The 15,299-nt window shown below is 61.0% G+C and carries 14 protein-coding genes and 1 pseudogene; 11 read left to right on the top strand and 4 right to left on the bottom strand.

Going from position 1 to position 15,299, the window contains the following annotated elements; genetic code table 11:
• Positions 1 to 6: 6 nt before the first annotated feature.
• From infB to ACP7AD_RS12105, 6 genes are all read left to right on the top strand, one after another.
• Positions 7 to 3,000 (top strand): translation initiation factor IF-2, encoded by a 2,994-nt coding sequence (infB, locus tag ACP7AD_RS12130; protein ID WP_426147800.1) that lies wholly within the window; start codon positions 7 to 9, stop codon positions 2,998 to 3,000.
• Between the two features lie 77 nt (positions 3,001 to 3,077).
• Positions 3,078 to 3,446, top strand: coding sequence for a 30S ribosome-binding factor RbfA (gene rbfA, locus ACP7AD_RS12125; RefSeq protein WP_349281455.1), 369 nt, complete (start codon positions 3,078 to 3,080; stop codon positions 3,444 to 3,446).
• Positions 3,447 to 3,533: 87 nt separating this feature from the next.
• Positions 3,534 to 4,583, top strand: a complete 1,050-nt coding sequence (gene truB / locus ACP7AD_RS12120) for a tRNA pseudouridine(55) synthase TruB (RefSeq protein ID WP_426147803.1) — start codon at positions 3,534 to 3,536, stop codon at positions 4,581 to 4,583.
• Between the two features lie 35 nt (positions 4,584 to 4,618).
• On the top strand, positions 4,619 to 6,442 hold the full coding sequence (typA, locus tag ACP7AD_RS12115; protein WP_426147805.1) for a translational GTPase TypA: 1,824 nt from the start codon (positions 4,619 to 4,621) through the stop codon (positions 6,440 to 6,442).
• A gap of 268 nt (positions 6,443 to 6,710) precedes the next feature.
• Positions 6,711 to 7,586, top strand: a complete 876-nt coding sequence (locus tag ACP7AD_RS12110; protein WP_426147807.1) for a DMT family transporter — start codon at positions 6,711 to 6,713, stop codon at positions 7,584 to 7,586.
• Complete coding sequence (locus ACP7AD_RS12105; RefSeq protein WP_426166150.1) at positions 7,583 to 8,716, top strand: enoyl-CoA hydratase/isomerase family protein; 1,134 nt, start codon at positions 7,583 to 7,585, stop codon at positions 8,714 to 8,716. The genes ACP7AD_RS12110 and ACP7AD_RS12105 overlap by 4 nt, the downstream gene beginning before the upstream one ends.
• Before the next feature lie 179 nt (positions 8,717 to 8,895).
• Here the strand turns inward: ACP7AD_RS12105 and smpB are convergent, their stop codons facing one another.
• Positions 8,896 to 9,456, bottom strand: a complete 561-nt coding sequence (gene smpB / locus ACP7AD_RS12100; protein WP_426147811.1) for an SsrA-binding protein SmpB — start codon at positions 9,454 to 9,456, stop codon at positions 8,896 to 8,898.
• Between the two features lie 71 nt (positions 9,457 to 9,527).
• Between smpB and ACP7AD_RS12095 the strand changes: the two genes are divergently transcribed.
• Positions 9,528 to 9,974: a type II toxin-antitoxin system RatA family toxin gene (locus ACP7AD_RS12095; protein ID WP_426147813.1), complete on the top strand. Its 447-nt coding sequence runs from the start codon at positions 9,528 to 9,530 to the stop codon at positions 9,972 to 9,974.
• Complete coding sequence (locus ACP7AD_RS12090; RefSeq protein ID WP_426147815.1) at positions 9,961 to 10,326, top strand: RnfH family protein; 366 nt, start codon at positions 9,961 to 9,963, stop codon at positions 10,324 to 10,326. Before ACP7AD_RS12095 ends, ACP7AD_RS12090 begins: the two co-directional genes overlap by 14 nt.
• Before the next feature lie 21 nt (positions 10,327 to 10,347).
• Here ACP7AD_RS12090 and ACP7AD_RS12085 read toward each other — a convergent pair whose 3' ends face one another.
• Positions 10,348 to 10,875: a DUF4124 domain-containing protein gene (locus ACP7AD_RS12085; RefSeq protein WP_426147817.1), complete on the bottom strand. Its 528-nt coding sequence runs from the start codon at positions 10,873 to 10,875 to the stop codon at positions 10,348 to 10,350.
• Between the two features lie 143 nt (positions 10,876 to 11,018).
• Between ACP7AD_RS12085 and guaB the strand changes: the two genes are divergently transcribed.
• Together guaB and guaA are read left to right on the top strand one after the other, a co-directional pair.
• A complete protein-coding gene (guaB, locus tag ACP7AD_RS12080; protein WP_426147819.1) occupies positions 11,019 to 12,488 on the top strand; it encodes an IMP dehydrogenase in 1,470 nt (489 codons plus the stop codon).
• An 84-nt stretch (positions 12,489 to 12,572) separates the two neighbouring features.
• Positions 12,573 to 14,195 carry a glutamine-hydrolyzing GMP synthase gene (guaA, locus tag ACP7AD_RS12075; RefSeq protein ID WP_426147821.1) on the top strand — a complete coding sequence of 541 codons (1,623 nt, stop codon included), beginning with the start codon at positions 12,573 to 12,575 and terminating at the stop codon, positions 14,193 to 14,195.
• Positions 14,196 to 14,375: 180 nt separating this feature from the next.
• Here guaA and ACP7AD_RS12070 read toward each other — a convergent pair whose 3' ends face one another.
• A complete protein-coding gene (locus tag ACP7AD_RS12070) occupies positions 14,376 to 14,564 on the bottom strand; it encodes a hypothetical protein (RefSeq protein WP_426147823.1) in 189 nt (62 codons plus the stop codon).
• Positions 14,565 to 14,640: 76 nt separating this feature from the next.
• Here ACP7AD_RS12070 and ACP7AD_RS12065 point away from each other — a divergent pair, with 76 nt between their 5' ends.
• Positions 14,641 to 15,072, top strand: a complete 432-nt coding sequence (locus tag ACP7AD_RS12065; protein ID WP_426147825.1) for a hypothetical protein — start codon at positions 14,641 to 14,643, stop codon at positions 15,070 to 15,072.
• A gap of 6 nt (positions 15,073 to 15,078) precedes the next feature.
• Here ACP7AD_RS12065 and ACP7AD_RS12060 read toward each other — a convergent pair.
• Positions 15,079 to 15,299, bottom strand: a pseudogene (locus tag ACP7AD_RS12060) (IS3 family transposase); the annotation flags it as partial.

The raw sequence follows: 15,299 nt of genomic DNA, 5'->3' as shown, positions 1-15,299 counted from the left end.
CCAAATATGTCCAGTACCACTACCGTCGCTGAATTCGCAGCTGAATTGAATAAATCTCCCGCCACCCTGATCGAGCAATTGACCAGCGCAGGCGTTGCCAAGTCGCAGGCCAGCGATCCCTTGTCGGAATCCGACAAGCAAAAGCTGCTCGGCTACCTTCATGCCAGCCATGGCACCGTCGCGGCCGATCGAAAAAAGATCACCTTGATGAAGAAGTCCACTTCCGAAATCAAGCAGGCTGATTCCAGCGGCAAAGCCCGCACCATTCCCGTCCAGACCATCAAGAAGCGCACCTTCATCAGGCGTGAGGATGAAATGGGTCTGCCGGCTGAAGAAACCCAGCCGAATGCGGCTGCGGTTGCTCCGCAGATTCAGGCCGCCGCAGATGCCGAACTGGTCCGCCGCGAAGACGAGGCGAACCGCAATGCCGAGTTGCTGCGCCGCCAGGAAGAAGAACTGACGGAAAAGCGTCGTTTGCGCGACGAGCAGGCTGCGCAGGAAGCGGCACGCGAGCAGGTGCGCGAAGCTGCTGCCCAAAAAGCTGAAGCTGAAGCCCATGCCCAGGCGCAAGCACAAGTGGCGGCCCAAGCCGCCGCCGCTGCTGCCGAAGCAGCGAAAAAGCCCAAGCCCACCATTGGCAAAATCTTCAAACCGGCGCCCATTGTTGCTCCGGTGGCTGCAACTGTTACCGTGGAAGCACAAAAGATCGTGGACACTGCCGCAGCAGAAAAAATCAGCAAGGCCGCCGAGGCCGCAAGCGCCAAGGCCGCAGAAGCTGCAAGCCTGCAGGCCGCGGCAAAAGCCAAGGCAACCGCTGAATTCCAGGCGGATGCGGCCAAGGCTGTTGACCTGCAGGAACGCCGCCGCAAGGCCGAGGCAGAAGCCGCCGGCATTCGCGCCATGCTGTCCGCGCCCAAGCGTGTCCTGGTTCCCCACGTCGACCCCAAGGTCGCGATGAAGGGAACGCTGCACAAGCCGGTTGTTGCTCCGGGTGCCGTCAAGCCTGCTGCGCCGGGCGCTGCTGGCGCTCCCGCTGCCCCAGGGGCCGCCGGCAAGAAGGAAGTCAAGTCCGAGAACCTGTCTTCGACCTGGAAAGACGACGCGGCCAAGAAAAAGGGCATCCCGAGCCGTGGCGCTCCGGTGGTGCCGGGCCGAGGCAATTTCCGCGCGGGCCCGCGTGGCCGCCGCAGCGGCGGACGCGACGTGCGGCCGGAGTCGAATTTTGTTGCGCCGACCGAGTTCAAGGTGATCGAGGTCCATGTGCCCGAAACCATCACCGTGGGCGAACTGGCGCACAAGATGAGCGTGAAGTCGTCCGAGGTCATCAAGCATTTGATGAAGCTCGGCCAGATGGTCACCATCAACCAGCCGCTGGACCAGGACACCGCCATGATCGTGGTGGAAGAAATGGGCCACAAGGCACTGACCGCCGCGCTGGACGATCCGGAAGCGTTCACCGACGACGATGTGCAAGGCCAGCAGGCCGAAGCGCTGCCACGCGCACCGGTGGTCACCGTCATGGGTCACGTTGACCATGGCAAGACCTCGCTGCTCGACTACATCCGCCGGGCCAAGGTGGCGTCCGGTGAAGCCGGCGGCATCACCCAGCACATCGGCGCCTACCATGTGCAAACCCCGCGCGGCATGGTGTCCTTCCTCGACACCCCGGGCCACGAGGCGTTCACCGCCATGCGTGCCCGTGGCGCGCAGGCCACCGACATCGTGATCTTGGTGGTCGCGGCTGACGACGGCGTGATGCCGCAGACCAAGGAAGCCATCAAGCACGCCCGTGCCGCCGGCGTTCCGATCGTCGTGGCGATCAACAAGATCGACAAGCCCGGCATCAACCTGGAGCGCGTCAAGGGAGAACTGGTCACCGAAGGCGTGGTGCCCGAAGAGTTCGGCGGTGATTCACCGTTCGTGCCGGTCTCGGCCCACACCGGTGCCGGCATCGACGAACTGCTCGAACAGGTGCTGCTGCAGGCTGAAGTGCTTGAACTCAAGGCATCGGTCGATTCCCTGGCCAAGGGCCTGGTGATCGAGGCGCGCTTGGACAAGGGCCGCGGCCCGGTCGCTACCGTGCTGGTTCAGTCCGGCACGCTGAAGGCCGGCGACGTGGTGCTGGCGGGCTCGACCTATGGCCGCGTGCGCGCCATGCTCGACGAAAACGGCAAGCCGATCAAGACTGCCGGTCCGTCGATTCCGGTCGAAATCCAGGGCCTGACGGAAGTGCCGCAGGCCGGTGATGACTTCATGGTCATGACCGACGAGCGCCGTGTCCGTGAAATCGCCACCTACCGCGCCGGCAAGTTTCGCAACACCAAGCTGGCCAAGCAGCAGGCGTCCAAGCTGGAGAACATGTTTGCCGACATCAACGCAGGCGAAGTCAAGCTGCTGCCGATCATCATCAAGGCCGACGTGCAGGGTTCGCAGGAAGCGCTCGCGCAGTCGCTGCTCAAGCTCTCGACCGACGAGGTCAAGGTGCAATTGGTGTATTCCGGTGTCGGCGGTATTTCCGAATCCGACGTCAACCTGGCGATTGCTTCCAAGGCCGTGCTGATCGGCTTCAACACCCGGGCCGACGCCCAGGCGCGCAAGCAGGCCGAGAACAACGGCATTGACATTCGCTACTACAACATCATTTACGACGCTGTGGACGAACTCAAGGCCGCCATGTCCGGCATGCTGACGCCCGACAAGAAGGAAGAAATCATCGGCAATGCCGAGATTCGCAACATCTTCAAGGTCAGTAAGATCGGCTCGATTGCCGGCTGTATGGTCACCGCCGGTGTGGTTCGCCGCTCCGCCAAGGTGCGCCTGCTGCGCCAGAACGTGGTCATCTTCACCGGTGAACTCGACTCGCTCAAGCGTTTCAAGGACGATGCCAAGGAAGTCAAGGAAGGCTTCGAGTGCGGCTTGAACCTGAAGAACTACAACGACATCGAAGTCGGTGACATCCTGGAGTTCTTCGAAATCAAGGAAGTGGCCCGGACCTTGTAAGCACATGGCCGTTCGCCACCCCCAGGGTCGGCGAACGGCCGGTTCAAACCAGGACTGCAACTTCAGACCCCAATTTCATGCGTAAAAAATCATCCACCCCCAACCGCAGCTTTCGCGTGGCCGACCAGATCCAGCGCGATCTGACGGAACTGATCGCGCGCGAGTTGAAAGACCCGCGCGTCGGCATGGTGACGGTCCAGTCGGTCGAAGTCACGCCCGACTATGCCCATGCCAAGATTTACTTCAGCGTGCTGGTTGGCGACCCGAAAGAGTGCGAAATTGCCCTCAACCAAGCCGCCGGCTTCCTGCGCAATGGCCTGTTCAAGCGTCTGATGACGCACACCGTGCCTACGCTGCATTTCCATTTCGACCAGACCACCGAACGTGCGGCTGACCTGAACGCCTTGATTGCCAAGGCGGTTTCTTCCCGCGCCCAGGACGACTGAGTTCGCGCCGTTTCCCCTTGACAGGTTCGGGGACAACGGTGCCAACCAGCGTTCGGGCAGGCCCGGCGCAGAGCCTGTCGGAGCCTTATGACGCAACCTTCTTCTCCCCGCCAGAAAATCCAGCGACGTCCCGTTCACGGCGTGCTGTTGCTCGACAAGCCGCTGGGCCTGTCGAGCAACCAGGCGCTGCAAAAGGCTAAATGGCTGCTGCGCGCGGAAAAGGCGGGCCATACGGGCACGCTCGATCCGCTGGCCACGGGTGTGCTGCCGCTGTGCTTTGGCGCGGCCACCAAGTTCAGCCAGTTGCAGTTAGACGCAGACAAGACTTACGAGGCGGTGCTGCTGCTGGGCCAGAAGACCAGCACGGCCGATGCCGAAGGCGAAGTGATTCAAACCCGGCCGGTGCCCGAGATCACGCCCGAACTGCTTGAAGCCATGACCCGGCGCTTCACTGGCCCGCTGGCGCAGGTGCCGCCGATGTATTCAGCGCTGAAGAAAGACGGCAAGGCGCTGTATGAATATGCGCGCAAGGGCATCGAGGTCGAGCGGGAAGCGCGCCACATCACGGTTTTTAAGCTAAATATGGCTCTTGCGCATGATCCACGGGCGCCAGCAGCTATTAAAATAATAGTGAGCTGCAGCAAGGGAACGTATATTCGCACGCTCGGCGAAGACATCGGCGAGGCGCTGGGTTGCGGTGCGCACCTGGGCTCGCTGCGCCGGATCGAGACCGGCGGCTTTGTGGGTGCGCAATGCGTGACACTGGCCGCGCTCGAAGCGATGACCGAAGCCGGGCGCGACGCTTGTTTGCTGGCGCCGCAGTCGCTGGTGGCGGCTTACCCGTCTGTCACACTGGATGCCGATAATGCAGGACGATTTTTGAGCGGCCTGCGCCGCCGGGGCCAGTGGGGCGCCGATGCGCCGCTGGTGCAGGTTTATGGCAGTGAGCCTGCCGCATTTCTGGGTTCTGCCCATATCTGCGCGGACGAGTTGATTCCCCAGCGCCTGCTGAGCCCGGTTGAAGTCCAGGACATCCTGGAATCGGCCTGGCACACAACACAAGCTATTGAAGTTTTATCGCCAGTTTCCACGGCCGCAGCCTCCGAACCCACGGAAGCCGGTTTTTTTCAACATTAATCCAACTACCGTTTCAAGTTCCCAGAAAGTCCACCATGAGTCATAAACAGATCCGTAACATCGCCATCATTGCCCACGTTGACCATGGTAAGACCACCATGGTTGACCAGTTGCTGCGCCAGTCCGGCACCTTCGCCGACCACGAAAAGGTCGTCGACACCGTGATGGACAACAACGCCATCGAAAAAGAGCGTGGCATCACCATCCTGGCCAAGAACTGCGCCGTGACCTGGGAAGGCACGCACATCAACATCGTCGATACCCCGGGCCACGCCGACTTCGGCGGCGAAGTCGAGCGCGCGCTGTCCATGGTTGACGGCGTCGTGCTGCTGATCGATGCGCAGGAAGGCCCGATGCCCCAGACCCGCTTCGTCACCAAGAAGGCGCTGGCCCTGGGCCTCAAGCCCATCGTGGTCGTGAACAAGGTGGACAAGCCAGGCGCCAATCCCGACAAGGTGATCAACGCCACGTTCGATCTGTTCGACAAGCTTGGCGCGACCGATGAACAGCTCGATTTCCCGGTGGTTTATGCCTCGGGCATCAACGGCTGGTCGTCGATGGAAGAAGGCGCGCAAGGCGAGCAGTGGGGCCCCGACATGTCGGCCCTGTTCAATACCGTGCTCAAGCATGTGCCTGCCCAGAAGGGCGACCCAGACGCGCCGCTGCAGCTGCAGATTTCCGCGCTCGACTTTTCGACTTTTGTCGGCCGTATCGGCGTGGGCCGCATCAGCCAGGGAACGATCCGGCCGATGATGGACGTGGTCGTGATGGAAGGCCCGGACGGCAAGGCGGTCAAGGGCCGCATCAACCAGGTGCTGACCTTCCAGGGCCTGGAGCGCGTGCAAGCCACGGAAGCCGGCCCCGGCGAAATCGTGCTGATCAACGGCCTGACCGACATCGGCATTGGCGTGACCATCACCGACCCGGCCACTCCGATGCCGCTGCCCATGCTCAAGGTCGATGAGCCGACGCTGACGATGAACTTCTGCGTCAACACCAGCCCGCTGGCCGGCCGCGAAGGCAAGTACGTCACCAGCCGCCAGATCTGGGACCGCCTGCAAAAGGAACTGCAGCACAACGTGGCGCTGCGCGTCAATGAAACCAGCGAGGAAGGCATTTTCGAAGTGATGGGCCGGGGCGAGTTGCACCTGACCATCCTCTTGGAAAACATGCGTCGCGAAGGTTTCGAGATGGCGGTTTCCAAGCCGCGCGTGCTGCTCAAGGACGTCGATGGTGTCAAGCACGAGCCGATCGAGCTAGTGACCGCCGACATCGAAGAGCAGCACCAGGGTGGAGTGATGCAGGCGCTGGGCGAGCGCAAGGGCGAACTGGTCAACATGGAGCCGGACGGCCGTGGCCGCGTGCGCCTCGAATACCGCATTCCGGCGCGTGGCCTGATCGGTTTCACCAATGAATTCCTGAACCTGACGCGCGGCTCCGGCCTGATCGCCAACATTTTTGACTGCTACGAGCCGCACAAGGGCGACATCGGCGGACGCAAGAACGGCGTGCTGATTTCCATGGATGCCGGTGAAATCTTCACCTACGCCTTGGGCAAGCTCGACGACCGCGGCCGCATGTTCGTTAAGGCGAACGATCCGGTGTACGAAGGCATGATCGTCGGCATCCACAGCCGCGACAACGATCTGGTGGTCAACGCCACGCGCACCAAGCAGCTGACCAACTTCCGCGTGTCCGGCAAGGAAGACGCGATCAAGATCACGCCGCCGATTGAATGCACGTTGGAATACGGCGTCGAGTTCATCGAGGACGACGAGCTGGTCGAGATCACGCCCAAGTCGATTCGCCTGCGCAAGCGCTACCTGACCGAAAGCGATCGCAAGCGCTTCGGCCGCTGAACAAGCCCCCACGCTCCCCACTTCGTGTGGTTCGCTGCCCCCCGAGGGGGCACTGAAGTAAATGCCCCCACGCTTGTCGCTTCGCGTACTGCGCTGCCCCCCAAGGGGGTGCTGCGCCTGCGGCCTGGCAAAGCCAGTTCCGCGGCCCCTGCTGGTAAAGGAGGGGAAGTTGCAGTGCAACCTCCTTAGAGGCGGGGCTTATCTAGAAACCGGCCGTTGCGCGCTAAATGTGCCAGCGGCCTTTTTTTAACTGGCGACAGGGGTTTTGATGAAGTTAACGCATTCCCGCGCGGTGGCCTTGATGGTGTTGGTGACGCTGCTGTGGTCCACCGCCGGCGTGGTGACGCGGCAGCTGGAGGCGGCGCGCAGTTTCGAGGTGACCTTCTGGCGCAGCTTTTTCACGCTAGCGTCGCTGCTGGTGATCCTGCCTTTTTTCCAGGGGCGGGCGGTTTTCTCGAAAATCCGCCATGGCGGCAAGGCGCTGTGGTTGTCGGGCGTTTGCTGGAGCGTGATGTTCACCGCCTTCATGGTGGCGCTGACGCTGATCACCGTGGCCAATGTGCTGGTGACGCTGGCGCTCGGCCCGTTCATCACGGCATTGATGGCGCGTGTTTTCATCGGCCACAAGATTTTGGCGCGGACCTGGGTGGCGATTGCGCTGGCCAGCGTTGGCATTGCCTGGATGTATGGCGGCCAGATGGACCTGGGCAGCCAGTTGGCCGGTACGCTGGTGGCGTTGATGGTGCCGGTGGCGGGCGCCATCAACTGGACAGTGGTGCAGCATGGCGGCGCCCATGGCCAGAAGATCGACCTGGTGCCTGCGGTGCTGGTTGGGGCGGCGCTGTCGTCGCTGGCAACTTTGCCGCTGGCGTTTCCCTTTTCGGCGACGCCGCACGACATCGGCCTGCTGGCGTTGCTCGGCCTGTTCCAGTTGGCTATTCCGTGCGTGCTGGCGGTGTTGTGCGCCGGCGTACTCAAGGCGCCTGAGGTGGCGCTGCTGGCCTTGCTGGAAGTGATTTTCGGTATCCTGCTGGCCTGGACAGGCGCTGGCGAGGTGCCTGGGTCCAGTGTGTTGACCGGCGGCTCGCTGGTCATCGGCGCGTTGGTGGTGAATGAATTGATTGGATGGAGACAAAGAACATGACGACGGAAATGATGAAAATCGATGCGACCGGTGACGTGTTGGCCGAGCGCCGTGGCAATGCCGGGCTGATCACGCTGAACCGGCCCAAGGCGCTCAATGCGCTGTCGCTGCCCATGGTGCGCGATCTGCTCAAGATACTGCGTTCCTGGCAGGATGATCCGGACGTGCGCGTGGTGGCCATTCGCGGCACCAACAAGATGGGCCGCCCCGGAACGCCTGAAAGCCTGTTTGGCGGTTTTTGCGCGGGCGGGGACATACGCTTCTTTCATCAGGCAGCGCTGGCCGGCGATGCTGCACTGGACGAATTTTTCACCGGGGAATACACACTCAACCACCTGATCCAGACCTATCCCAAGCCCTACATTGCCTTCATGGACGGCGTGGTGATGGGCGGCGGCATGGGCCTGAGCCAGGGTGCGCGGGTGCGCATCGTCACCGAGCACACCAAAATGGCCATGCCCGAAACCAACATCGGCCTGTTCCCCGACGTGGGCGGCGGTTATTTTCTGAGCCGCTGCCCCGGCCATGTCGGCGAATACCTGGCGCTGACCGGCGAGACGATTGGCGCCGATGAGGCGATTGGCTATGGGTTGGCGGACCTCAAGCTGGACGCCGCCGCCCTGCCAGCGCTCTGGGCGGAACTGGGCGCTACGCCGTGGGCTTCTGCGGTCGAAGCTGAGCAGTGGATTGCTTCAAAATTCATAGCTGATAGCGCCCGACCAGCATGCGCTACAGGCCAGATTGATGCATTTTTCTCATTGCTGCGGGTCAAGCACATCGTCGATGCGCTGGAAAAAGCCAAGGACGACCGCTGGGCTGCACGGATGGCGGCGGTGCTGCGCAAGCGCTCACCGCTGATGCTGCATGTCACGCTGGAGCAGATTCGCCGCGCCCGAGGCATGACCCTGGCCGATGACCTGCGCATGGAGCGCGACATGGTGCACCAGTGCTTTCACCTGCGGCCAGGTGCGGAAAGTGAAACCGTCGAGGGCATTCGCGCGCTGGCGGTGGACAAGGACTACAAGCCTCAATGGAAGCCAGCGCGCATCGAGGACGTGAAGCCCGGCATGGCGGATGCTTTTTTCGCCAGTCCGTGGAGTGCGCAAACGCACCCTTTGCGAGACCTGTAGGCGAGCTGGCGGTTGCTGGCTTGGCTTTGTCAGTCCTTCTGCGCTGCTGGTAAATCAGCTGCGTCAGGTAATTCTGGAGCGAATGTTATTTACATAAAAGTTGTGTGTCAACATAAAGAGTCAGGCACGCAATGCGCGTGTGCCGTGCAGCCACAGCTGCCCGGCCTCGCGCCATACCTTTATCGGTTCCTCGACTTCATGGCCCGGTCCACCTCGCGCTTGCCTTCGCGGTCCTTGATGGTGTCGCGCTTGTCATGCTCGGCCTTGCCCTTGGCCAGGCCGATCTCGCATTTCACCTTGCCGGCCTTCCAGTGCATGTTCAGCGGCACCAGTGTGAATCCCTTCTGCTCGGTCTTGCCAATCAGCCGACGAATCTCTTCCTTGTGCATCAGGAGCTTCTTGGTGCGTACCGAGTCGGGCCGGATGTGGGTCGAGGCGGTGCCCAGCGGGTTGATCTGGCAGCCTATGATGAACAGCTCGCCACCCCTGATCACCACGTAGCCGTCGGTCAGCTGCACCTTGCCTTCGCGCACCGACTTGACTTCCCAGCCTTCTAGCACCATGCCGGCTTCAAACCGCTCTTCGATGTGGTAGTTGAATGCGGCTTTCTTGTTATCGGCGATGCGCACGGCCGCTGCCGCGGCTTTGGGTGAGAGACTGGCAGCGGGTTTTCCTGCCGGCTTGCCGGAAGAAGATGCTGCTGCTGGTTTTTTGATGGTGGATGCTTCTTTGGTGGCCATGATCAAGATAGTGGAGCGAAGGGGCGAAGCAGCTCTTGTGGCTCATACAATTGCCCCCAGCCTTAGATTGTATGAAAACCGTTCACAAGTCCGTTCTTATCTGGTACAGCCCCGCTGAAATGTTTGCGCTGGTGACTGACGTTGTCAGCTATCCGCAATTTTTGCCGTGGTGCGACCGCGCTTCGGTGGAAGAAGAAACTGCTCATGGCATGGTGGCCAAGGTCGGCATTTCCATTGCTGGCATCCGCCAAAGCTTCACCACGCGCAACCGGCACGAGTTGGATCAGAGGGTCAGCCTCAAGCTGGTCAACGGTCCTTTTTCCCGGTTGGAAGGCGACTGGAACTTTCTGCCGCTGGGCGACGGCAGCCAGCGCGCTTGCAGGGTCGAGTTCACCCTGTGCTACGACTTTGACAACGGAACACTGGCGGCACTGGTCGGACCGGTGTTTGACAAGATCGCAGGCAGCCTGATGGATGCCTTCGTCAAGCGGGCTTCGCACGTCTATGGCGACGCCTGAACCATCCCGGGACGGATCGCGCCTGAACATCACGCTGGTCTATTCACCTGCCCCGCGCGAGGTCAGGAAGTGGACGTTTGAGCTTGAGCCCGGCGCAACGGTTGCCCAAGCGCTTGCGGGTTGCGGCATTTTCGATGAATTTCCGGATCTTGCGGAAAACAGGCCGCTGGCAGGTATCTGGGGACGAAGAATCCGGCTGGATCATCTGCTGGCAGACAAGGACCGGATCGAAATCTACCGTCCCTTGCGCGTCGATCCGAAAACCGCCAGGCGCGAGCGGTTTGACCGACAGGGTGCCAAAAGCGCAGGGCTGTTCACTCGAAAGCGGCCTGGCGCAAAAGCTGGTTATTGAATTGGCAAGCAGCCAAGCGCCTTAGTGGGCGCAGTCGCTTTCGGTAATCGCCTGGAGGCGTTTGGTTTCCATGGACCGGGCGGCGTCATCCATGAATTCGCGTTCTCCCTTGGCATTGGTGAGTGCAATGCGAACTCCGGACTTCAGCGTTGCCTGCCCTTTTTTTGCCCGTTCGCAGTTGTCGGCTCTGGCGCTGGCAAGCTTTTCAGCCTCTGCCTGCTTTTTGCTTTCCTCTAGCGCATCGGCCTGCTTCTTCCGGGCTTCGAGTTCTGCATCCCTGCCCGAAAGCCTGGGCATGCTGGCTTTTGCGGCAGGCGCTGATGCCGCCGGGGCTGGCGTAATGGCTGCCACGGCTTGCAGAGGACTGGGCGCCTTGATCCCCGGCTCCTTCAGGATGCTTTTCTGCGGAATATCGGAGGGTGGCGGCCGGTCGCTGAATACCTTGCGGCCGTCCTTGTCCAGCCATTGCCATTGGGCAAGGGCTGGAATCGTCAATACGCTGCCGGCCATTGCCAGAACCACGGTTCGTGTCAGAAATTTGAAGTCCATGGTGAAAGTGTATCCCTGTGTTTCGAAGGTCTGTGCGTTTTGCTTGCAAAGCTGAACCTTGAAGACTCGCAAACGTGGCGGGCCAGGGTAAGTATGGGGCACACCGGGGGCAAAGGTACAATCGTATTTTTGGAGCTTTCTCTATGCGCCTACTCGGCAAAGCGCTCACCTTCGACGACGTATTGTTGGTGCCAGCGTTCTCCCAGGTCCTGCCCAAGGACGCCATTCTTTCCACCCAGTTTTCCCGAAACATCCGCCTCAATCTACCGCTCGTTTCAGCGGCGATGGATACGGTCACCGAAGCGCGCCTGGCCATTGCCATTGCGCAGGAGGGCGGCATCGGCATCGTTCATAAAAACCTCACGCCCCAACAGCAGGCGGCCGAAGTGTCCAAGGTCAAGCGCTACGAAAGCGGCGTGCTGCGCGACCCGGTCGTGATCACCCCGACGCACACCGTGCGGCAGGTGATGGCGCTGAGCGAACAACTGGGTATTTCCGGCTTTCCGGTGATTGACGGCGGGAAGGTCGTTGGCATCGTGACCGGACGCGACATGCGCTTCGAATCGCGCATGGACGTGCCGGTCAGCACCATCATGACGCCGCGTGATCGCCTGATCACCATGCCCGACACGGCCACGCTGGCCGACGCTAAGGCACTGCTGAACAAGCACCGCCTGGAGCGCGTGCTCCTGATCAACGACGAGTTCGAGCTCAAGGGCCTGATCACGGTCAAGGACATCACCAAGCAGACTACCTTTCCGAATGCCGCGCGCGACTTGCACGGAAAACTGCGGGTCGGCGCTGCCGTTGGCGTGGGTGAGGGAACCGAAGAACGCGTCGAGGCGCTGGTCCGCGCCGGAGTCGATGCCATCGTCGTGGACACCGCGCATGGCCATAGCAAAGGCGTGATCGACCGGGTGCGCTGGGTCAAGCAGAACTATCCGCACATCGACGTGATCGGTGGCAACATCGCCACCGGCGCGGCCGCGCTGGCATTGGTCGAGGCTGGCGCCGATGCGGTCAAGGTCGGCATCGGTCCGGGCAGCATCTGCACCACCCGCATCGTCGCGGGCGTCGGCGTGCCGCAGATCATGGCCATCGACAGCGTGGCAACCGCCCTGCGAGGCACCGGTGTTCCCCTGATTGCCGACGGCGGCATTCGCTACAGCGGCGACATTGCCAAAGCCATCGCGGCCGGCGCCGGCACGGTGATGATGGGCGGCATGTTTGCTGGCACCGAAGAGGCACCCGGCGAAGTCATTTTGTTCCAGGGAAGAAGCTACAAGAGCTACCGCGGCATGGGGAGCATTGGCGCCATGCAGCAGGGCAGCGCCGACCGCTACTTTCAGGAGTCGAGCACAGGCAACCCGAACGCCGACAAGCTGGTGCCTGAGGGCATTGAAGGCCGCGTGCCTTACAAAGGCTCGATGGTCGCCATCATTTACCAGATGGCCGGCGGATTGCGCGCCAGCATGGGCTACTGCGGTTGCGCAACGATCGAGGACATGCACAACAACTCGGAGTTTGTCGAGATTACCTCCGCAGGCATCCGCGAAAGCCATGTGCATGATGTGCAGATCACCAAGGAAGCGCCGAACTACCGCGCTGAGTAAAGCTTGTTCTATGCTTTCTGGGCGTCTGGTGGCAGACGCCCTTTTTCTTTTTTTTGACTGAACTTTTCGCCCGAGGCGTCCTTCATGCAACACCAAAAAATCCTCATTCTCGACTTCGGCTCACAGGTCACCCAGCTGATCGCGCGCCGGGTCCGCGAAGCCCATGTTTTCTGCGAAGTTCATTCCTGCGACGTGAGCGATGATTGGGTTCGCGAGTACGCCAGCGACGGTACCCTGAAGGGAATCATCTTGTCGGGCAGCCACGCCAGTATTTACGAAGAAGCCACTGACAAGGCACCGCAGTCGGTGTTTGAGCTGGGCATTCCGGTGCTGGGCATCTGCTACGGCATGCAGGCCATGGCGCATCAGCTGGGCGGCAAGGTCGAGGGCGGCCACAAGCGCGAATTCGGCCATGCCGATGTGCGAGCACGCGGCCACACGGCATTGCTGGAAGGCATCACCGACTTCACTACGCCCGAAGGGCAGGGCATGCTCACGGTGTGGATGAGCCATGGCGACAAGGTCACAGAGATGCCGCCAGGTTTCAAGCTCATGGCGAGTACCGAGAGCTGCCCGATTGCCGGCATCGCGGACGAAGAACGGCATTTCTACGGTCTGCAATTTCATCCCGAAGTCACGCACACCCGGCAGGGCGCAGCCATCCTCAACCGCTTTGTGCTGGACATTTGCTCAACGCGTCCTGACTGGGTCATGGGCGACTACATCGCCGAGGCAGTTGAGAGAATTCGCCAACAGGTCGGCGATGAGGAAGTCATTCTGGGTTTGTCGGGCGGCGTTGATTCCTCGGTGGCTGCCGCGCTGATTCACCGCGCCATCGGCGACCAGCTCACCTGCGTGTTTGTCGACCACGGCCTGCTGCGCCTGAACGAGGGCGACATGGTGATGGAAATGTTCGTCGGCAAGCTGCACGCCAAAGTGATTCGCGTTGATGCGGCAGACCAGTTTCTGGGCCACTTGGCCGGCGTGAGCGACCCGGAAGCCAAGCGCAAGATCATCGGACGTGAGTTTGTCGAGGTGTTCAAGGCCGAGGCCGCGCGGCTCAAGGCGGGGCTGGACGGCACTTACAAGGGCGCGAAATGGCTGGCTCAGGGAACAATTTATCCGGATGTGATCGAGTCGGGCGGCGGCAAGAGCAAGAAAGCTGTCTCGATCAAGAGCCATCACAACGTCGGCGGACTGCCCGAGCAGTTGGGCCTGAAACTACTCGAACCGCTGCGCGAACTGTTCAAGGACGAGGTGCGCGAGTTGGGCGTGGCGCTGGGCCTGCCGCATGACATGGTGTATCGCCATCCGTTTCCCGGACCGGGGCTAGGTGTGCGAATCCTGGGCGAAGTCAAGAAGGAATATGCCGATCTGCTGCGCCGGGCTGACGCCATCTTCATCGAAGAGTTGCGCAACTTCAAGGATGCGGAAACTGGCAAGACTTGGTACGACCTGACCAGCCAGGCGTTCACCGTTTTCCTGCCGGTGAAAAGCGTCGGTGTGATGGGCGATGGCCGGACGTATGAGTATGTGGTGGCGCTGCGCGCCGTGCAAACCAGCGACTTCATGACCGCCGACTGGGCCGAGCTGCCGTATGCTCTGCTCAAAAAGGTCTCTGGCCGCATCATCAACGAAGTGCGCGGCATCAACCGCGTCACTTACGACGTCAGCAGCAAGCCGCCTGCAACCATCGAGTGGGAGTGAGGGGTACTGCAGCGTTCTGCAGCATGGCAGGGCGTAGCAGGGATGGAGAGGTAAATTATTGTTTTGGGCCAGCTCTCTGATCGAATCTGGGAGATCAATAACCGGTAGGCCGGCGGATGTAAATCCGCGAAGCTAGCCACATATGCCGAATGTCAGGCCCAGGACGCCGAACGCGTTTTGTCAGGGGACGAGGAGGACGCGGCGGAAATTGGTTAGGCGAGGTCCGCGTTGGGCTGATTCGGTTACAGAATGTCCCCCGGCTTCACATCCGAGGGAGATGTCGCCGCAGCCGGCGAAGAGGTCGAGCACGTGTGGTTTGCCTGCCGCCTGCAGTCGTCCGAGCTCGCAGAGGATGATGTCGTTGTTCATTGGTGATGTACTTGCTTGGAGCCTTAGCGGCAGTGCGAGCTGCCCTTGGTTTTCTTTCAGGAAGCGCTGCACCGCCATGCAGGTGCTCCAGGCCGAGGAGTCGCCTGCAACCCTATTGCGCAAATGGATTGCGCTTCTGCCATCACGTAATCCGGGGAAGCGCGAACTCCATGCACTTCGAGCAATTTCGGCAGAACTGGCGCAGTTGAAAGCTGATGTAGGTGTAGCGCTCGTCTATGGAACTAAATTTAGCGAGGAGATCGCAGACATTTTCGCGCTCCAAGGGGTAAATACGACTCTGCTTCTTCCATTCGGCGTACTGACACGAAAGACATTGGGGAAGAGAGTTGCTGTGCGGAAATCGGGCGCACTCACAATCGCATCAACTGCTGCTGCGAGTGAAAGTTGGAGTCGGCAGCTTTTTGCTCAAAGCATGGATGCTCTCAGACTCAATGCGAATACGGTCTTACGTTCCGGTGGCTGTCAAGGAAGTTGTCGCCTGAAGTGAAGTGAGTCAGGCTGCTTTTTGCGTGTTTCGAAGCTCCTTTATTTGTGGGATTTCTGGGTTGAGGTGAACGACATCGACATGCGCCCACTGGCGAGCTTGCCCTGACCAGCGTTGAGGATTTTTCTGGCGTGCCCGTTCATAAACGAGCGCGCGCTCCTCAAGCAGGGCCCGGTCCAGCCCGGCATGGCGCTGCGCCGGCGTCACGAAGCCGATGGCGCTGTGGCGAT

The organism is Polaromonas sp. DSP2-3-2b2 (assembly GCF_049895905.1).
Classification (GTDB): Bacteria; Pseudomonadota; Gammaproteobacteria; order Burkholderiales; family Burkholderiaceae_C; genus Polaromonas.
The sequence above is the reverse complement of the archived record's forward strand: the minus strand, read 5'-3'. Positions and strand labels throughout refer to the sequence as shown.